Genomic DNA, 19023 nt, shown 5'->3' with positions numbered 1-19023 from the left:
ACTCCTTAAAGAGGCTTTATTCTTTTTCAATCGGTGCGAATTTAGCTAATAATCGCTTAATACCTACTGGATTTGGGAATGCAATATCCAGTTCCATATCATCTGCTTTACCTTTAACACTCACAACCGTTCCAGTTCCCCATATTTTATGGGATGCCTTGTCTCCGGGTTTCCACTGCATTTTTTCTCCGCCACTTTCATTATAGGCTGGACGTTTGACCGCAGGACGTTTGGCTTTTGCTTTAGGTGCTTGGGCGAAAGGTACACTCATGCCATTCCCATCGGCCAACAGCTCTGTCAGTTCTTGCGAGATTTCATTGAGGAAACGGGATGGTTGATTAAAGCTTGATTTACCGAACAACATCCGGTGACCTGCGCTAGTCAGGTAAAGGCGCTGTTCCGCGCGTGTAATCGCCACATACGCGAGTCTTCTTTCTTCTTCCATTTCTTCCGGATCTGTCAGTGCCCGAATATGCGGGAATATGTTTTCTTCCATGCCGAGAACGAAGACCACGGGGAATTCTAAGCCCTTTGCTGCGTGCATCGTCATTAGGACGATTTTTTCAGTAGAAGTGTTCTCTTCTTTATCCAATGTATCGATATCCGCTACTAAAGCGAGGTCAGTCAAGAATGCAACGAGTGAAGGTTCCTCCTCTTCTTCCGCTGCACGTTTCTCAAACGCTTCTGTAACCGATAGGAACTCTTCAATATTTTCCAGACGACTTTCTGCCTCGATGGATTTTTCTTTTTCCAACATCTCACGATAGCCTGACTTATCAATGACTTCTTTCACTAGTTCAGTGACTGATAAAAACTCTTGCATTTGAGTGAATCCATTGATGAGCTCATGGAATTTTACCGCTTCTGTTAATGCTCGTTTAGGTAAACCCATGAAATCCACTTCCTGCAGCGAATCAAATATGGAGCGGTCATTTTGTAATGCAAAAATAGCCATGCGTTCAAATGAAGTTGCACCGATGCTTCGTTTAGGTTCATTAATGATTCTCGCTAAAGCTAGGTCATCATCGTTATTCGCAATGAGACGTAAATATGCGAGTAGATCTTTAATCTCTTTGCGGTCATAGAACTTCGTCCCGCCTACAATTGTATAATCGAGATTTGACTTCAATAAATATTCCTCAATTAGACGAGATTGTGCATTAGTTCGATAGAGTATCGCAAATTGATCCAATGTTAATCCTAGTTTTTCTTTTAACTCAATGACTTGTTGCACAACAAATTGTGATTCATCTTTTTCGTCGCGCGCTTTATAGATCGAAATTAATTCGCCCTCGGGGTTATCAGTGCGCAATTTCTTATCATAGCGACTTTTGTTATTGTTGATCACTTCATTTGCTGCTTGTAAAATTCTCTTGGTGGAACGGTAGTTTTGTTCCAAAAGAATGACATTCGCTTCTTTATAATCTTTTTCGAAAGACAGAATATTACCGATATCCGCACCACGCCAGCGATAGATTGACTGATCGGAATCGCCTACTACGCAGACATTACGGAATTTTGATGCCAGCATTTTCACGAGACGATACTGCGCGTTATTTGTATCTTGGTACTCATCCACATGAATATACTGAAATTTATTTTGATAATACTCGAGCACTTCGGGAACTCGTTCAAACAAGACCGTGGTCATCATAATTAAATCATCAAAATCCATTGATTGGTTCTGACGTAGTTTTTTAGTATAACGATCGTAAATATCTGCTACTGTACGTTCATGAGGGTTTTGAGGATTCGAATTTTTCCGGAATTCAATCGCATCCAAACATTCATTTTTCGCATTGCTAATTATTCCAAGCATTGCTCGCGGATCATTCTGCTTCGGGTCGAGATTCAGTTCTTTCAAAACACGTTTCATTGCAGTTAGTTGATCCGCACTGTCAAGGATCGTGAAGTTTTTGGATAAACCGATTCGATCCACGAACCTACGTAGAATTCGAACACACATCGAGTGGAATGTTGAAACCCACATACGTTCTCCAGAACCCGGACCAAGTAGGCCATCAATTCGGTCACGCATTTCACGTGCCGCCTTATTGGTAAATGTAATGGCCAATATATTGGAAGGATACACTTGTTTTTCCACAACCAAGTATGCAATTCGGTGCGTCAATACACGAGTCTTTCCTGAACCAGCACCCGCCATAATAAGCAAAGGGCCTTCTGTCGTTTTGACCGCGCGCGCTTGCTCAGGATTCATGCCTTTTAGTAAATCATCTGATAGTTTATTCATATTCGTACCGCCTTTAATGAACATTTGTTCTCATTATATAGTACTCACACAGGTAAAGGAACAGATTTCACAGCATCGACTGTTTTAAGAGCCATTTGTAGATTTTCGTATACAACATTTCCTATCACTACAGTATCTGCAATGGCCGCCATTTCTTTTGCTTGTTCTGTTGAGCGAATTCCACCACCATAAAAGAGGCGAGTGTTGGTTAGTAACTCTTTCGCTGACCGAACAATTTGTGGGTCACCGTATTGTCCACTGTACTCTAAATAAAAAATCGGCAAGGAAAATAAGTGTTCAGCCATACGTGCATATGCTTGTACATCTTCTTCATCCGGAACACGATCTACACCTGTCACTTTCGCGGCTGTACAATCCGGATTTAAAATGCAGTAACCTTCTGTAACCATTTCATCGAAGTTCATCATGTGGCCGTATTCTCGAAGTGCTTCGTGATGCAAACCGTTCAGCCATTTCGAATCTGTCGTATTTAAGACCGTTGGAATGAAGTAATAATCGAAGCCTGGTGTTACCGATTCTACAGTAGATACTTCTAATGCAAGTGGCACGGAAAAGCGACGGAAACGTGCAAGTAAATCAAGTACGTTTTCCAATGTAATTCCGTCAGATCCACCGATGATGACTCCATCTGTTCCAGATTCCGCCACCGCTTCTATCTGTTCATCTGAGAGGTATTTGGCCGGATCAATTTTAAATGCATGCCGCCATGTTTTATAGTCCATATTTTCTTTCCACCTTCTTTTAGTATATTCGTTTTATATAACTTTTAAAAAACCGGTGGGGTTTTATCCCTGGCCGGTTGTGTTAGTCGTTTTTTGTTTGGTTGTTTTGGAGTTCAGGATAGAGTCGATCCAACATGAGGTTGTAACCACCAGACCCGTAGTCTACGCAACGACGTATGCGGGAAATCGTAGCTGTGCTTGCACCTGTTTCTTGTTGGATACTATCATATGTTTTTTTCAGTTTAAGTTTATGTGCGACGTCCAGTCTTTGTGCTAGTGATTGAACTTCGCTCATCGTGCAAATGTCATCGAAAAACATGTAACATTCTTCTACATTTTTCAGCTGTAGAATGGCTTGAAACAATTGATCTATTTGTTCTCCGCGAATTTTATCTATTTGCATGTTCTCGCCCTCTCTCTATGTCGATCTTACGGAGTATAAGTGACGGAAGCAGAAGGACCCGATAATGATGGAACAATGTGGATCCAAGTTTTTCCTACGGTTAATTTAACAGGTATACCTTGATCCATTGGAGTTAAAAACCCATCTTTATTTTGCCATTCGATCGGTTTAGCGATCCCTTCATGAAACAGCATAGCAGGGCCACCTGATTCTAGATCTATTGCAAGTCGGCCTTTTTGATCAACTGTTTGATGATCCATTTCCATCACGATAATATTCGCTAATTCTATTCGTCGTTCGTTTAACTTATCCACTGTATCAATGCCATTGACAGAACGATAATACCGATTTGCTTGTTGATTATATTGATACGTACTAATAAAATTCGGGTCTGAACTATACGATACTTGTACCGTTGATGCCATATCCCCTATTTTATCACTTTCATTAGGATTTAGGAAAGAAAAGGACGGCCGTGCAGTGATCTTTTCAGAAGCATTCACGAGACTAAAAGCTTCTTCAATATGTTCCTTTGAAATATAAGAGTTATGTGGAGCACGGCGTTCTGCTGAACGTTCGAATAATGTCCCGTCATGATTTATGCCATTTATATGATCGACTACTCGATCATCAAGTAATTTTTTTGCATCCGGACTATAACCGTGCGCTATATAAAATGCATCCATACCTACAGCTAATTGTACAAAATAATCACGTGCACTTCGAATTGGCCCTAACTGATCCGGTACTTTACTTTGAAAAAGTGCAGCATAGCGCGTAACTTGACCTTCTGCTAAGAATTCATATATCTGATCGGCATCTGAAAGTCCCGACTGCGGACGTGCAGCAGGTATATTGCTAATGGTCGCTAAAACAGGACGGTTATCTATGGAGTTTGCAATTATCTCGCCTGTAAACAACGATACTACATTCGTTTTTTCTTGTTCCTCCGGTTCAGATTGATCTTTCGAAGAACAACCTCCAAGACATACTGCGCTAACTAAGGCTATCATGAGTAACTTCCGTCCATTCCCTATCAATATACGTTCCTACCTTTCTACATGAGGAATTAATAGTTCATTTTTCATTACTTGCAAGACACCAACTGGCGTGATTCGGGTATATGGCAAGTGAATAGATTGAAGGAATAATAATGTATATATAGCATCTCCATGTGCATAGCCACGTTCTCCTAATGCTTTTCTCATTGCTAGCTCTTCTTCGATGATCACTTCCATCGGTTGAACTGACAGTCCGCCTGCTACCACTAAAGGTAATGTTTCAATAATTTCACCATTTTCAGCGAGTGCCATGCCTCCACCTATATTCTTGATTTCATTAAATGCTCTCTTCATCTCTTGCCAATCCTGTCCTATCAATAATACATCTCCAGTATTTGAATAGGAAGATGCAAAACCTTGCAGATTATTACCAAACCCTTTCAACATAGTATTGACTCGCCATTTTCCGTTCTTATCCAGTAATATCAAATAGCACTCATCACCAGTAGCAATAGTGGGACTAGTGAGATCCAGATCACTTTCGTATACTTTCGTAATAACATCATTGACCATCTGAATCCCTATTGAAGATGAGAATGTGAAGTCTTCATCTGTCAGTTCATAAGGCAATTCGTATGTCGGTAATGCTTTCCAATCTACTGCTTTAAAGGCGTCAGACGATGTACTATCTCGTAGAACCCACTTCCCTTTAGATAACACGTCAGTCGGCACAGGGTTATGTTCATTCTCTAAAAAGTTCAATGTCGCAAAACGGCCCGTCGCAATTACACTATGCAAGTCAGTAATGTCATAGTACCTCGCCACGTTATACGATGCCATTTGATACGCATCAATCGGTGATACTCCCGCGTCAAGTGCTACCTGAATGCATTGGTCCATAACACCTTCACGGTAGAACGAAGGTGGAGAACCATCGGTCGTCATCATCAAATGATCAAAGACATCCCATTCCTTCTCTACAATACCTTTCAATAAATCTGGTAGGTCGGGACGAATTGACGAATAGCGTAATGTGGCAGCATACCCTTGCTGCAAGCGTCTTTCTACTTCATCTACAGTCATCGCTTCATGATCGCCGTCCGCTCCAAGTAATTTCATCCGGGCCAGTGTACGTTCCGATGCACCCGGAAAATGTCCTTCAATCTTTTTACCAAGACGTTTTGATTCTACTAATGACTGCATCATATTTTGATCACCTTGTAGTAATTTAGGCCAACCTGTCAGCTCTCCTGTCATCAACACATCAGGACGCTCCATCCATTTCACAATATCTACGGGATTGAAAAGTTCTTTTTCATTTTGCAGTACGGTTTGTGAATCAACACGTGCCCACCAATAAAATGCAAATGGCAGTTCATTTAGTTGATCAATGAACGTAATTGTAGTTTGCTGATTCAGCATTGAAAACAAGATGAGGTTATCTGATATAAAAGTCGTTGTTCCACGGCGAGAGGCATAGTCTGCAAATGTTTCGGGATTATATAATTGGAATGGATGAACATGCGGCTCGATATATCCCGGTACTATTTTCTTGTCTGAAGCATCGACACGTTCTGTTCCTTCAAGCAAAGCCGGCATGCGTTCCCCTACATAGACAATCCGGTCACCCTGAATCCAAATATTTCCTTGCATCCATTTCTTGAATATAGAATGTAAGTAGGTAGCATTTTCAATTACGATGTCAGGCGCTTTCTGACCATTAATAATCGCTAGTTGCGACTGTATTTCTTTCGCACTCCACATGCAGATCACCGTCCCTAAAAGTTTTTTTACTAGTTGTTAACTATTGCTTTATAGTAACATAGCAATCCAATCCCGAATAGATGTGTCGTACAAAGGTTGTCCACAAGTAGATCTTCACTAATCCACAAAATACTGGAAACTTACACACATTACCAACAACTTACCCACACCTTTTCCACTTATAAACCACAGATTATAAAAAAAGCTGTGGATAACATATTTTTCAACTCAACTAAAGTGTATGCAGCATTTACTATAAGTTCGTAAACACTAAACATCTTCCTTTAGTATTAAAAAAAGACTGTCTTAGAAGTCAGACAACACTTCTAAGACAATCCTGTTTCATCTATTATTCAAATGTACGCCATCCGATATCCGTACGATGGAAGAATCCATCCCATTGTTGATCAGCGAGACCAGTGTAGACTTTTTCTTGTGCTTCTTTTAAAGTGGCTGCTTTCGCTGCAACGAGAAGTACACGACCACCATTTCCGATAAAGCGATCATCTTCCAGTTTAGTCCCTGCATGGAATACATCAAGCCCTTGATCTGTTAGTACATCAAGGTTAGGAAGTGCGTGACCATTCACTACGTCGTTAGGATACCCTTCCGATGCAATGACTACGCCTAACATCGCTTCTTCATGCCACTCAAGATCAAATGATTCTCCAGCCATCAGGGCTTCCATGAACTTACCAAAATCCGACTTCATACGTGGCAAGACAACTTGTGTTTCAGGGTCGCCAAAACGGGCATTGAATTCGATAACTTTTGGACCTTGCTCAGTAAGTATTAAACCCGCATAGAGGATACCTGTGAAAGGAATTCCTTCTTCTGTCATAGCCTCAACAGTTGGCACGACTACGCGATCGTACGCTTCCTGCACAATGGTATCCGAAATTTGTGGAACTGGAGAATAAGCCCCCATTCCTCCTGTATTCGGACCACGATCTCCGTCATACGCACGTTTGTGATCTTGTGCGATCACCATTGGATAAATTTGTCCGTCATGGACGAATGACATATAAGAGAACTCTTCGCCATCGAGAAATTCTTCTACCACGACACGTGATGATGATTCACCGAACTTTTGATTACCGATCATGTCATCTACCGCATCTAACGCTTCCTGCAATTCCATCGCGACGATCACACCTTTTCCAGCCGCTAATCCGTCCGCCTTCACTACGATAGGTGCACCTTGTTCGCGGATGAATGACTTTGCCTCTTCAGCATCCGTGAATGTTCCATAAGCCGCTGTCGGAATATCGTACTTGTCCATGACCTCCTTAGCGAATGACTTACTACCTTCGATACGAGCAGCTGCCTGGGTCGGACCGAATACTGTTAAACCTTTTTCTAGGAAGTAATCAGCAATACCTTCCGCAAGCGGCTGTTCCGGTCCAACAAACGTCAACGCAACACGCTGTTCAATTGCGAAATCTGCTAAAGCTTCAAAGTCTGTAGCTGCAATATGGACACATGTTGCATCTTGCTGCATTCCGTCATTACCAGGCGCCACAAATACTTCCGATACAGAAGGCGCTTGGTTGAACTGTTTGGCTATCGCATGTTCACGACCGCCACTTCCAATTACAAGTACTTTCATGTTCATCTACTCCCTGCACTATTAATGTTTGAAATGACGTACGCCTGTGAATACCATCGTAATGCCGTATTCATTGGCTTTTTTAATGGAATCCTCATCTTTCACCGAACCACCCGGTTGAATGATTGCTGTAATGCCCGCTTTTGCCGCTGCTTCAACCGTATCATCCATAGGGAAAAATGCGTCAGAAGCAAGAGCTGCCCCTTTTGCATGTTCGCCTGCCTGTGTCAGAGCAATTTTCGCAGCACCTACACGATTCATCTGACCTGCGCCAACACCGATTGTCATGTGCTCATCTGTAATGACGATTGCATTAGATTTCACGTGTTTCACAACGGCCCATCCAAGTTTCATCGCATTCCATTCTGCCTCAGTCGGCTCACGGTCTGTTGCCACTTTGATATCCGCTTCTTCAAAACCGTGGGCATCAGGCTGTTGCATTAATAATCCGCCCTCAACAGATACCGTGTTCCACTGATCTTTTTTCTGCTGTTCAAATGAAATCGTCAAGAGACGAATATTTTTCTTTTTCATCAACGTCTCAAGTGCTTCTTCCGTAAACGAAGGAGCAATAACGATTTCAAGGAATATATCAGCAAGTTGCACTGCTGTTTCCTGATCTACTTCTTTGTTCAATGCAATGATTCCGCCAAAAATAGACGTAGCATCTGCTTCGTAGGCTTTTTGGAAAGCTTCAGCAATGGTTTCTCCTGTACCCACACCACATGGATTCATATGCTTAACTGCTACAGCTGCAGGCTCAGAAAATTCCTTAACGATTTGTATCGCTGCATTCGCATCTTGGATATTGTTATAAGATAGTTCTTTTCCATGAAGCTGTTCCGCATAGGCAATCGAGAAATCAGATCCAAGCGGACGGCTATAGAATGCTGCCTGCTGATGGGGATTTTCTCCATAACGCAATGGTTGCTTCAACTCGTATGTATAGGTAACTTGTTCCGGGAATTGTTCGCCTGCAAGGTCTGTTAAGTAGCCTGAAATCAATGAATCATAAGCCGCCGTATGACGGAAGACCTTAGCTGCCAAACGACGGCGTGTTTCAAGAGTCGTCTTGCCATCCGCTTTTAGTTCGTCAAGTACTACACTGTAGTCAGCTGCATCCACAATGACTGTTACGTATGCATGGTTCTTCGCAGAGGCGCGAAGCATTGCTGGTCCACCGATATCGATATTTTCGATTGCATCTTCCGCTGATACATCTGGTTTGGAAATCGTTTCTTTGAATGGATACAAGTTCACACAAACTACATCGATTGGCTGGATGCCGTGCTCTTCCATTTGTGCTTGATGTCCAGGGTCATCTTGTTTTGCAAGTAACCCACCGTGAATCATCGGGTTCAACGTTTTCACGCGGCCTTCCATGATTTCAGGGAATCCTGTTACTTCATCTACAGCCGTTACGGCAACGCCATTGTCTTTCAAATGCTTCATCGTACCACCAGTAGACAATAATTCATATCCAAGCTGTTCAAGTTCTTTCGCAAATTCTACTACTCCACTTTTATCCGATACGCTTAACAATGCGCGTTTTTTCAAAGGAATTCCCTCCAGTTTATAAAAAAAGCCTGTCATCTCAACAGGCTCATCAATTTTTAAATACGTTTTGCAATGTTGCTACATATAATTCATGTTCCACGGCATGGATAGCTAAAGCGGTCTGCTCGGCATCCCCATCAACAACATCCACTGCGCGTTGCGCTAAAATCGGACCCGTATCCATCCCCTCGTCTACCAGATGAACTGTGACACCAGTTACTTTAACGCCAGCAGCTACTGCTTGTCCAATTGCATCCTTACCTGGGAATGAAGGCAACAGCGATGGATGGATATTGATAATCCGTTCAGGATATGCGTCCAATAAAACTGGACCGATCAATCGCATATAGCCAGCTAATATTAGCCACTCCACTTGTGCTTCTTGTAATGCTTTGAGTATTGCTTGTTCATATGCTTCTTTCGTTTCGAAGTCACGAGGACGAATGGCTGCAATTGAAATACCTTTTTCATTCGCCCGTTCATTGACGAAAGCATCTGGTTTATCTGTTACCATCAAAACGATTTCAGCTGGAATTCGCTCCGCTTTACAAGCCTCTGCCAAAGCGGCAAAGTTACTACCGCTTCCTGAAGCAAATACTGCAATCTTTACTTTATTCATTATGACAATGTCCCGTCATGCTCACCGTTAAATGTTACGCCTGCATGCTTCGTAACACGTCCGATTACATATGCTTCTTCACCGTGTGCTTTAGCGATTTCCATTGCTTTTTCAGCCTCTGCTTTCGGCAAGGCTACAACGAATCCAACCCCCATGTTGAATACGCTATATAAATCACGATCTGTTAATTCACCTTTTTCTTTCAACATGTGGAATACAGGAAGTACTGGCCAAGCACCTAGATCTACTTCTACTCCAAATTCTTCAGTGAACATACGCGGAAGGTTTTCAAAGAATCCACCGCCTGTAATATGGCCCATGGAGTGCACGTCAAGCTGTTGGTGCATTTCAAGTACCGGCTTTGCATAGATTTTAGTTGGCTTTAACAGTGCATCAGCTACTGTGCCAAGATCTTCATAACCTTCAATCGTATCGTTAATATCGGCGCCCAATTGTTCGAATACAATATGGCGTACTAAAGAGTAGCCGTTCGAGTGAATACCGCTCGATGCGATTCCAACTAGTACGTCTCCTGCTTGCACACGTTCACCCGTAACAAGTTTGCTCTTTTCACACGCTCCTACGGCAAAACCAGCCAAATCGTATTCATCTTCTTCGTAAAGTCCTGGCATTTCAGCCGTTTCTCCACCAATCAATGCTGCACCCGATTGTACACAACCATCCGCTACACCTTTGACGATTGCTTCCACTTTTTCAGGAACCGCTTTACCTAATGCTACATAATCAAGGAAATAGAGAGGCTCAGCACCTTGCGCTACGATATCATTTACACACATTGCGACACAGTCTATTCCAATTGTGTCATGACGGTCCGCCATGAAAGCCAATTTCAACTTCGTGCCAACACCGTCTGTTCCAGAAATTAGTACTGGTTCTTTATATTCGAGTGCAGATAAATCGAACATTCCGCCAAATCCACCAAATGCACCTGCTACACCTTTACGAGATGTTCGTGCTACGTGAGATTTCATGCGTTCAACTGACTCATAGCCAGCTTCAATATTTACTCCCGCTTTTTCATATGCCTTCGACATGGAAAGGCCTCCTATCGTACGATTTCTTTTTCATGCGGCATTGCCGTATCCGAATAAATCTCTGTTGGATACTCACCCGTGAAACAAGCCAAGCATTGTCCGCAGTTTTTCATTTCAGATGACCGGCCGTTCGCTTCCAACATTCCCTCTATTGATAGGAATGATAGGGAATCTGCACCAATCTCATCGCGCATTTCATCTATAGTACGACCTGTCGCAAGTAATTCTGAATCTGAACTAATATCTACACCGTAATAACACGGCGCGATTAATGGCGGTGAAGCAATGACGACATGTATTTCTTTTGCTCCTGCATCGCGAAGCATGGAGACTATTCGTTTAGATGTCGTTCCACGAACAATTGAATCATCGACCATAACCACACGCTTACCATAAACGACCTGATGTACAGGTGACAGTTTCATTTTTACGCCTTTTTCACGTAATGCTTGAGATGGCTGGATAAACGTTCGTCCAACATAGCGGTTTTTGATTAATCCTAATTCATATGGAATCCCGCTTTGTTCAGAGAATCCTATAGCTGCTGAAATACTAGAATCCGGAACTCCAGTGACGACATCTGCACTGATTTGTACTTCACGCGCCAGTTGTTTACCACAACGTTTACGCGCGGCATGAATATTGATACCATCGATATCTGAATCAGGACGAGAGAAATAGACATACTCCATAGAACACATCGCGTTGTCTGCCGGTTCTGCAAAACGCTCAGACACTAATCCATTATCATTGATGATTAGCAATTCACCTGGTTCCACAGAACGAACATATTCAGCACCGATAATTTCAAATGCACAAGTTTCTGAAGCAACGACCCATGCATCACCTATTTTCCCCAAAGATAATGGACGCATACCATTTGGATCTTGCGCCACCATCAACCCTTCATCTGTCATTAAAACAAATGCAAATGCACCTTTTAAAATAGCTAGCGCCTTCTTCACCCGGTCACGATGATTACGTGAACCACTGCTACGTTTGATCAAGTGAGCGAGTACTTCTGTATCGGATGTACTTTGGAAGATGCTACCTTGCCGCTCCAAATGTTCTTTCAAATCTGTCGCATTGATCAAGTTCCCATTATGCGCAATTGCCAAGCTCCCCGTTGTGGAACGAAAGACAAGTGGTTGTACATTTTCTATACCACGACCGTCTTTTGTCGTATAACGAACTTGCCCAATTGCGCCTCGTCCTTCAAGCGAGTCCAACTTTTCACCTGAGAACACTTCATTGACCAGGCCTTCACCTTTAACTGCATGGAGGCCATTATCGCCTTTTACGACGATACCAGCCCCCTCTTGTCCACGATGCTGAAGAGCATGCAATGCATAATAGCTAAGTTGTGCTGCATCGTCATGTCCCCATATCCCAAATACGCCGCACTCTTCGTTTAGTCCTCTGAGTTCAGCAAGCATGCTATTGCCCCTTTCCAAGCAGTTTGGAATTCTTCTACCGTCCCTTCTACTAAGACAGTTCCCTCTGCATCTTTGATGACGATTTCTTCGCCATCTGTTACTGTTCCTATTTTCACAGCATCTTGAACTTTCTCTTCAAATGCGGCTACTTGATCAGCTTGTACAGTAACCAAGAAACGTGACTGTGTTTCACTGAATAACGCAGTGATTGCTGAACCTTCCACTGTTACGTCAGCACCCAAACCTGGTGAACCAAATGTACCTTCACAAAGCGCTACTGCAAATCCACCTTCTGACAAATCATCGGCCGATTGGATGATTCCAGCTTGGATTGCCCCAAGAAGCTGTTGTTGACGAGTTGCCTCTATGTCTAAATCAATTGCAGGTGATTTACCGAAGATCTTGCCTTCGATCATTTGTTGCAACTCGCTGCCGCCAAATTCTGTTTCTATTTGACCGATCAAATAGATCGCATCTCCAGCTTGTTTGAAACCAGGCGTTGTCACTTGACCTAAATCATGGACGATTCCTACCAAACCGATTGTTGGTGTTGGATAGATTGGCACACCGTTTACTTCATTGGAAAGAGATACGTTACCCCCAATGACCGGTGCATTTAATTTACGACATGCTTCCGAAATACCGTCCGCTGATTTTTCCAACTGCCAGAATACTTCTGGCTTGTCCGGGCTACCAAAATTCAAGCAGTCAGTCAAAGCGATTGGTTCTGCTCCTGAACATACAAGGTTACGTGCAGCTTCAGCTACCGCAATCTTACCACCAACTTCTGGATCCAAATAAATGAATCGAGAGTTACAATCCGCTGTCATCGCAATCCCCTTGTTTGTTCCTCTAACACGGATCACACCTGCAGATGCCCCTGGTGCTAAAACTGTATTCGTTCTTGCACCTGTGTCGAACTGATTATATACCCACTCTTTAGATGCAATCGTAGGACGTTGCAATAAGTCGAGTAAAGTTTCTTTTAAGTTCGTTACTTGTGGTTCTTTATTTTCAATCGCTTGGTTTTTCGCAAATGATGCAGGTTCTTTAGATTCTTTCTGATAGCTCGGTGCATCTTCAGCTAGTAGATCTGCCGAAACTTCTGCTGCAACTTCACCTTTATGAAGCAAACGAAGCATTTTGTCATCTGTTACATGTCCAATTGTCGCTGCAGTAATTCCGTACTTTGTGAAGAGTGCAATTACTTCCTCTTCCCGACCCTTTTTCACCACGATCAACATACGTTCCTGAGATTCTGACAACATCATTTCATACGCAGTCATATTCTCTTCACGCTGTGGTACAAGGTCTAAGTTCAATTCCACGCCATAGCCCGCTTTTGAAGCCATTTCTGCTGCTGATGAAGTTAGACCCGCTGCACCCATATCTTGAATACCGATCAACGCATCGGATTGAACTAGTTCTAGGCAAGCCTCCATCAATAACTTTTCAATGAATGGATCTCCCGCCTGCATTACCGGAAGTTCTTGCTCTTCTTCAATAGATAATTCAGAAGAAGACATGGTGGCCCCGTGAATTCCGTCACGTCCTGTTGTAGCACCTGCGTATATCACTGTGTTGCCAATGCCAGCCGCAACACCTTTTTGAATATCTTCATGATTCAATAAACCGACTGCCATTGCATTGACTAGTGGACGCTTTGAATAACACTGATCGAACTGGACTTCACCGGCTACTGTTGGGATTCCCATTGCATTACCGTAACTTGCAATTCCAGCAACTGCTTCTTCAAACAAAAATCTATCTCGAGGTTCTGTTAAATCTCCGAAACGAAGTGAATTTACTAACGCTACTGGACGTGCACCCATAGAAAATACATCCCGAATGATACCGCCAGCACCTGTTGCTGCACCAATGAAAGGTTCAATTGCAGATGGTGAGTTATGGGACTCCATTTTAAAAACAGCCGCTTGGTTGTCACCGATGTCTACAATTCCAGCACCTTCACCCGGTCCCTGTAGCACACGTGCACCTTCAGTAGGAAATCTGCGTAATACAGATTTTGAGCTTTTATATGAACAGTGCTCCGACCACATAGCTGAAAATAAACCTGTTTCCACATAATTCGGAATACGTCCAAGTTTTTCTACTGCACGTTCATATTCTGCATCCGTCATGCCCATTTGGAGATATAGACGATTTTCTTTAATTTGCTCCGCTGTAGGTTCGTGATTAATTGACATGCTGTTCACCCCGACTGTTCATGATTGATTGGAATAAAGCTGTTCCATCTGTTCCACCGATGATGGCTTCTACTGCACGTTCAGGTAGTGGCATCATACCAAGAACATTGCCTCTTTCATTTGTGATACCCGCGATAGCTTCTGTGCTACCATCTATATTTTCATCCCCATATGTGAAGACAATTTGATTATTGCTTTTTAGTTTTTCCACAGTCTGATCGTCCGCATAGTAGTTACCAAATTCATTAGCAACTGGCAATGTGAGCATTTGACCTTGTGTATAGTCTTTAGTAAAGGCTGTATTATTATTTTCCACCCGTACTGTTTCTAGGGCCGAACGGAATTTCAAGTTTTGATTACGTAAGAATCCACCTGGGAGAATGCCTGCTTCTACTAAGATATGAAAACCATTACCTACGCCAAGAACTAATTTACCTGATTCAGCAAACGCTTGTAATTGTTTACACGCAGGTGAACTCTTCGCCAATGCACCCGGACGCAAGTAGTTGCCGTATGAAGTGCCTGTTGGTAATAGAACCGCATCGAATGAATCGAGTTGGTCGGCTTCTGTATGCCAAACGTATTCAACATCTTGCTTTACTGTTTCCTCAATTGCATGGTACATATCAAGATCACAAGTAAGACCTGGGAATACTAGAACGGCGAACTTCATTTGCTGGCAACCTCCCCGATTTCAAAACGGTAATCTTCAATGACTTTATTAATTAATAGATCGTTACACATTTCATTCACGCGTGCTTCGATTGTCTGTTCTGATCCATCAAGCTCTAATTCAATTAATTTCCCAACTCGTACACTTTTTACGTCTTCGTAGCCCATCTTTTGAAGTGCTTCAGTTGTCGCAATGCCTTGTGGATCTACAACACTTTCACGTAGTGTTACATAAATTGTTACTTTCGTCATTGTCAGTTCCTCCCAAAGTGGAAATAATAGTTTTTATTAGTTAATATCTTGCCAAATACCAGACTGCTCAATTTCTTGCAAAGTTCTTTCAAGGTTTTCTGTCATAATCGTCACGTGACCCATTTTACGTTTTTCTTTTGCTTCTGCTTTGCCGTATAAATGAATGGACCAATCAGGATAGTCCGCGATACGTTCTTGAAGCGGTGCTACATGTTCCCCAAGTACATTCACCATTATGGATGACCCCCATAACTTCGGCTCACGTAACGGCCAACCGCAGACTGCACGAACGTGTTGATGGAATTGTGAGATGTTACATGCCTCTATTGAATAGTGACCCGAGTTATGCGGGCGCGGTGCCAATTCATTAATCATGATTTCACCGTCAGGCAGAACGAACATCTCAACTGCTAGTGTTCCTATTAATTCTAAATGGCCTGCGATTTTCTTTGCAGCATTTTCTGCTTGCTCCAAAACTCTTTGTTCTACTCGTGCTGGTACAATCGATTCGTGCAAAATATGATTTTTATGAATATTTTCAGCAATTGGCAAGCAATATGTTTGTCCTGCTGGGTTTCTTTGAATGATAACGGAAATCTCTTTTTCAAATGGCACAAAAGCCTCCGCTATACAAGAAGAATGAGTAAATAAATCTTTGGCACTTTCAATTTGTTCTTTCGATTCAAGCTTTACTTGACCTTTACCGTCATAGCCTCCAAAAGCAGTTTTCACGATACAGGGGAACCCAAGATCATCAATTTTCTCTTCTAACTCTTTATATGTTTCAGCGGTTATGTAAGGCGCAACCTGTACTCCAGCTGCTTGAATTTCAGCCTTTTCATTGATACGGTTTTGTGTGATACGGACTAGCTCAGCACCTTGAGGTACGTAAGCTTTCTTTGTCAGTCGCTTCAAACCTTCATAGTCGATATTTTCAAATTCAAATGTAATAACATCACTTACTTGGCTTAATTCGTTCAATGCCTCTTCATCATTATATGATGCCACTATTTCGATATCAGCTAACTGTCCGCATGGAGAGTTTTTTGTTGGATCAAGGACCGCAATCTTGAAACCAGCCTCTTTGGCCGCAAGTCCCATCATCCGTCCCAATTGCCCTCCACCGATGATACCGATTGTCTGTCCTGGTTGAATCATTTTCAATTTAATTCACCACTGCTTTCTAGCGAGATTTGCTTCATTTCATCGCGTCTTTGCTGCAGTTTATTGCGTAATACTTCATCTTGTGCACAGAGCATTTGAGCCGCAAGGAGGCCTGCATTTGTAGCGCCCGCTTTACCAATTGCCGTAGTCGCTACAGGTACACCTCCTGGCATTTGAACGATGGATAACAGCGAGTCCATACCATTCAATGCTTTAGACTGCACAGGCACACCAATAACAGGAACTAGCGTTTTTGCTGCAACCATCCCTGGTAGATGGGCAGCTCCGCCTGCTCCTGCGATAATAGCGCATAATCCTTTCTTCTCCGCTTGTTCCGCATAGTCGAACATGAAATCGGGTGTACGGTGGGCCGACACTACTTTCTTTTCATAAGGAACTCCTAGTTCATCCAGTATGTCGCATGCATGCTTCATTGTTTCCCAGTCGCTCTTACTGCCCATTATGATACCAATCTTCGGTTCCAAATCTAATCCGCTCCTTCATGCACAACATGATTTAATATGAAATAATAAAAAGGTCCTTGAAAACTCCACTTTTCACATGCACAAAAAGCAGAACTTTCAAGGACCCTTACCCATATGGATACGTAGCTATCGTAACTTAGCCATTCTCCATGATTATCCAAGAAAAATTGCTTTCCCACATAGTATAGACATTTACGGTGTCTTGGTAGAAACGCCACAGCCAATTCTGCAGCATATACGGGGAACTCATTTACTCTTATTATATTATCAATTAATACATAATCCGTCAACTAAAAGACGAACATTACATTATAGGTCTTTTACAATCATTCGTCTTTAAGTTGACATATGAATGGTTAAACGCTAGTTCTCTTTCCCTTGACAGTTATTAGCTATTTTTGATAGCTTGAAACTGTGTTTGTTGTCTAATTGGAATATACTCTTCTCCAACCTGTTTAAATAGGGGTTTCTCTCTTCTGGCAACAACGGTATATCCCAAACTTTGAATTCTTTCCAAACATTCATCAAGCGTTTCATTTTCTTCTCTATCAAACCAGATCTTTTGTTTACTCATTTGAATAACTTGCCTCTTTTCACACTCTTCACCCAGAAGCCACCGTGTATCGACTTAGGTTCATACGATATAATAAAGGCTTTCGGATCTAGTTCCGTTATGGTTTTATACAGTTGCACTTCGTATTTACGAGGCGTCAAAATTTGCATAGTTGAACGATAACCACTTAATCCATTAGCTGCCGAGTCTGTAACGCCATATCCAAGTCGTCGCAACACAGCGGGCATTTCCTTATCAATATCTGCCGTTATCACGTTAACCGTTATATAACCAAGTGCTAAACGTTCTTCAATTTTCGAACCAATAATAACCCCGATGCCATACCCGAGCGCATAAGCAATCAAGTTTTGGATTTGATCTAGATTATCAAGTACTAAACCAAGTCCGATGACGTATATTACCGTCTCTATCATACTCACAGTTGCAGCAATATAACGATAGCCTTTAAGTGTCAGAATTATTCGTATTGTCATGAAAGTAACATAGACAATATTGATTGCGAAAATTATTAATATCATTACCATTGCACCACTCCTTTAAACAAGTAGGATAATCGTATCGCGCCTTAGTTAAAAACTCAAGGAAAGTCTTTTAAATTGTAGATTATGATAGACGCTTGTGGAGTGGACGAGAAGGATAGAAGGCATGACAAGGATCGTATAGTCAAATAAGGGGGATGAATAGTGCACTTGATGGGTTAATGAGTGGATTCTTGCCATTGATATAGAGCGATTGTCTGGATGCTTTGAGCGAGGAAGCGGGATGATAGAGCGCTTAGCGCAATTCATTGAGCGAGTAAGCGAGACGATAGAGCGCTTAGCGCAACTCATTGAGCGGGTTAGCGAGACGATAGAGCGCTTAGCGCAATTCATTGAGCGGATAAGCAAGACGATAGAGCGCTTAGAGCAATTCATTGAGCGGGTAAGCGGGATGATAGAGCGCTTAGCGCAACTCATTGAGCGAGTAAGCGAGACGATAGAGCGCTTAGCGCAATTCATTGAGCGGATAAGCAAGACGATAGAGCGCTTAGCATGATTTATTGAGCACCTAACCAAGATTTACAATCACTCGACTCTAAACTTAGTCCATATTTAGTATTAAACACAAAAAAGCCACTCCCCAAAGGGAATGGCTTCGCATGCCTAGCAACGTCCTACTCTCACAGGGGGAAACCCCCAACTACCATCGGCGCTGAAGAGCTTAACTTCCGTGTTCGGTATGGGAACGGGTG

At 42.5% G+C, this 19023-nt stretch carries 18 protein-coding genes, 1 rRNA gene and 1 riboswitch; of the genes, 1 reads left to right on the top strand and 18 read right to left on the bottom strand.

Translation table 11 applies throughout. The annotated features are described in order from the left end of the window. Positions 1–16: 16 nt before the first annotated feature. The 17 genes from pcrA to CSV60_RS09885 all read right to left on the bottom strand — a co-directional run bounded on the left by pcrA (position 17) and on the right by CSV60_RS09885 (position 18316). Positions 17–2251: a DNA helicase PcrA gene (gene pcrA / locus CSV60_RS09965; protein WP_099636900.1), complete on the bottom strand. Its 2235-nt coding sequence runs from the start codon at positions 2249–2251 to the stop codon at positions 17–19. Between the two features lie 44 nt (positions 2252–2295). Continuing rightward, positions 2296–2994 (bottom strand): heptaprenylglyceryl phosphate synthase, encoded by a 699-nt coding sequence (pcrB, locus tag CSV60_RS09960; protein ID WP_099631678.1) that lies wholly within the window; start codon positions 2992–2994, stop codon positions 2296–2298. Between the two features lie 82 nt (positions 2995–3076). Then, a complete protein-coding gene (locus tag CSV60_RS09955; RefSeq protein ID WP_099631677.1) occupies positions 3077–3397 on the bottom strand; it encodes a YerC/YecD family TrpR-related protein in 321 nt (106 codons plus the stop codon). 26 nt (positions 3398–3423) lie between these two features. Then, a complete protein-coding gene (locus tag CSV60_RS09950) occupies positions 3424–4410 on the bottom strand; it encodes a DUF3048 domain-containing protein (protein ID WP_233189597.1) in 987 nt (328 codons plus the stop codon). A gap of 36 nt (positions 4411–4446) precedes the next feature. Continuing rightward, positions 4447–6162, bottom strand: a complete 1716-nt coding sequence (locus CSV60_RS09945; protein WP_099636898.1) for an adenine deaminase C-terminal domain-containing protein — start codon at positions 6160–6162, stop codon at positions 4447–4449. A 349-nt stretch (positions 6163–6511) separates the two neighbouring features. Beyond that, positions 6512–7771 carry a phosphoribosylamine--glycine ligase gene (purD, locus tag CSV60_RS09940; protein ID WP_099636897.1) on the bottom strand — a complete coding sequence of 420 codons (1260 nt, stop codon included), beginning with the start codon at positions 7769–7771 and terminating at the stop codon, positions 6512–6514. 21 nt (positions 7772–7792) lie between these two features. Next, a complete protein-coding gene (purH, locus tag CSV60_RS09935) occupies positions 7793–9328 on the bottom strand; it encodes a bifunctional phosphoribosylaminoimidazolecarboxamide formyltransferase/IMP cyclohydrolase (protein WP_099636896.1) in 1536 nt (511 codons plus the stop codon). A gap of 49 nt (positions 9329–9377) precedes the next feature. Further along, complete coding sequence (gene purN, locus CSV60_RS09930) at positions 9378–9950, bottom strand: phosphoribosylglycinamide formyltransferase (protein WP_369802758.1); 573 nt, start codon at positions 9948–9950, stop codon at positions 9378–9380. Continuing rightward, the gene (purM, locus tag CSV60_RS09925) at positions 9947–11002 is read right to left on the bottom strand and encodes a phosphoribosylformylglycinamidine cyclo-ligase (protein WP_099636895.1); all 1056 of its coding nucleotides are present in this window, start codon (positions 11000–11002) and stop codon (positions 9947–9949) included. Before purM ends, purN begins: the two co-directional genes overlap by 4 nt. 11 nt (positions 11003–11013) lie before the next feature. Further along, positions 11014–12438: an amidophosphoribosyltransferase gene (gene purF / locus CSV60_RS09920; RefSeq protein WP_099636894.1), complete on the bottom strand. Its 1425-nt coding sequence runs from the start codon at positions 12436–12438 to the stop codon at positions 11014–11016. Further along, entirely contained in the window at positions 12414–14645 is a 2232-nt protein-coding gene (gene purL, locus CSV60_RS09915; protein WP_099636893.1) for a phosphoribosylformylglycinamidine synthase subunit PurL, read from the bottom strand. The genes purF and purL overlap by 25 nt, the downstream gene beginning before the upstream one ends. Then, positions 14635–15318: a phosphoribosylformylglycinamidine synthase subunit PurQ gene (gene purQ / locus CSV60_RS09910; protein ID WP_099636892.1), complete on the bottom strand. Its 684-nt coding sequence runs from the start codon at positions 15316–15318 to the stop codon at positions 14635–14637. Before purQ ends, purL begins: the two co-directional genes overlap by 11 nt. After that, positions 15315–15569, bottom strand: coding sequence for a phosphoribosylformylglycinamidine synthase subunit PurS (gene purS, locus CSV60_RS09905; RefSeq protein WP_099636891.1), 255 nt, complete (start codon positions 15567–15569; stop codon positions 15315–15317). The genes purQ and purS overlap by 4 nt, the downstream gene beginning before the upstream one ends. A gap of 36 nt (positions 15570–15605) precedes the next feature. Continuing rightward, a complete protein-coding gene (gene purK, locus CSV60_RS09900; RefSeq protein WP_099636961.1) occupies positions 15606–16727 on the bottom strand; it encodes a 5-(carboxyamino)imidazole ribonucleotide synthase in 1122 nt (373 codons plus the stop codon). A 2-nt stretch (positions 16728–16729) separates the two neighbouring features. After that, a complete protein-coding gene (purE, locus tag CSV60_RS09895; protein ID WP_099636890.1) occupies positions 16730–17218 on the bottom strand; it encodes a 5-(carboxyamino)imidazole ribonucleotide mutase in 489 nt (162 codons plus the stop codon). Between the two features lie 160 nt (positions 17219–17378). After that, positions 17379–17479, bottom strand: a riboswitch (purine riboswitch). Between the two features lie 127 nt (positions 17480–17606). Continuing rightward, positions 17607–17792 (bottom strand): NETI motif-containing protein, encoded by a 186-nt coding sequence (locus CSV60_RS09890; RefSeq protein ID WP_099636889.1) that lies wholly within the window; start codon positions 17790–17792, stop codon positions 17607–17609. Beyond that, positions 17789–18316, bottom strand: coding sequence for a DUF2179 domain-containing protein (locus tag CSV60_RS09885; RefSeq protein ID WP_099636888.1), 528 nt, complete (start codon positions 18314–18316; stop codon positions 17789–17791). The genes CSV60_RS09890 and CSV60_RS09885 overlap by 4 nt, the downstream gene beginning before the upstream one ends. Before the next feature lie 238 nt (positions 18317–18554). Here CSV60_RS09885 and CSV60_RS09880 point away from each other — a divergent pair, with 238 nt between their 5' ends. Beyond that, positions 18555–18827, top strand: a complete 273-nt coding sequence (locus CSV60_RS09880; protein ID WP_099636887.1) for a methyl-accepting chemotaxis domain-containing protein — start codon at positions 18555–18557, stop codon at positions 18825–18827. A gap of 105 nt (positions 18828–18932) precedes the next feature. Here CSV60_RS09880 and rrf read toward each other — a convergent pair. Then, positions 18933–19023: ribosomal RNA gene (gene rrf, locus CSV60_RS09875) — 5S ribosomal RNA — on the bottom strand; the annotation flags it as partial.

The organism is Sporosarcina sp. P7 (genome assembly GCF_002743425.1).
GTDB lineage: Bacteria > Bacillota > Bacilli > Bacillales_A > Planococcaceae > Sporosarcina.
Note: the sequence above shows the minus strand (reverse complement) of the source record. Positions and strands in the feature narration are given on the sequence as shown.

What these genes read in the sequence shown, in the direction of transcription:
- pcrA (WP_099636900.1), bottom strand. Translation starts at nt 2,251, where the DNA reads ATGAATAAACTATCAGATGATTTACTAAAAGGCATGAATCCTGAGCAA.
- pcrB (WP_099631678.1), bottom strand. Translation starts at nt 2,994, where the DNA reads ATGGACTATAAAACATGGCGGCATGCATTTAAAATTGATCCGGCCAAA.
- CSV60_RS09955 (WP_099631677.1), bottom strand. Translation starts at nt 3,397, where the DNA reads ATGCAAATAGATAAAATTCGCGGAGAACAAATAGATCAATTGTTTCAA.
- CSV60_RS09950 (WP_233189597.1), bottom strand. Translation starts at nt 4,410, where the DNA reads ATGATAGCCTTAGTTAGCGCAGTATGTCTTGGAGGTTGTTCTTCGAAA.
- CSV60_RS09945 (WP_099636898.1), bottom strand. Translation starts at nt 6,162, where the DNA reads ATGTGGAGTGCGAAAGAAATACAGTCGCAACTAGCGATTATTAATGGT.
- purD (WP_099636897.1), bottom strand. Translation starts at nt 7,771, where the DNA reads ATGAAAGTACTTGTAATTGGAAGTGGCGGTCGTGAACATGCGATAGCC.
- purM (WP_099636895.1), bottom strand. Translation starts at nt 11,002, where the DNA reads ATGTCGAAGGCATATGAAAAAGCGGGAGTAAATATTGAAGCTGGCTAT.
- purF (WP_099636894.1), bottom strand. Translation starts at nt 12,438, where the DNA reads ATGCTTGCTGAACTCAGAGGACTAAACGAAGAGTGCGGCGTATTTGGG.
- purL (WP_099636893.1), bottom strand. Translation starts at nt 14,645, where the DNA reads ATGTCAATTAATCACGAACCTACAGCGGAGCAAATTAAAGAAAATCGT.
- purQ (WP_099636892.1), bottom strand. Translation starts at nt 15,318, where the DNA reads ATGAAGTTCGCCGTTCTAGTATTCCCAGGTCTTACTTGTGATCTTGAT.
- purS (WP_099636891.1), bottom strand. Translation starts at nt 15,569, where the DNA reads ATGACGAAAGTAACAATTTATGTAACACTACGTGAAAGTGTTGTAGAT.
- purK (WP_099636961.1), bottom strand. Translation starts at nt 16,727, where the DNA reads ATGATTCAACCAGGACAGACAATCGGTATCATCGGTGGAGGGCAATTG.
- CSV60_RS09890 (WP_099636889.1), bottom strand. Translation starts at nt 17,792, where the DNA reads ATGAGTAAACAAAAGATCTGGTTTGATAGAGAAGAAAATGAAACGCTT.
- CSV60_RS09885 (WP_099636888.1), bottom strand. Translation starts at nt 18,316, where the DNA reads ATGGTAATGATATTAATAATTTTCGCAATCAATATTGTCTATGTTACT.
- CSV60_RS09880 (WP_099636887.1), top strand. Translation starts at nt 18,555, where the DNA reads ATGATAGAGCGCTTAGCGCAATTCATTGAGCGAGTAAGCGAGACGATA.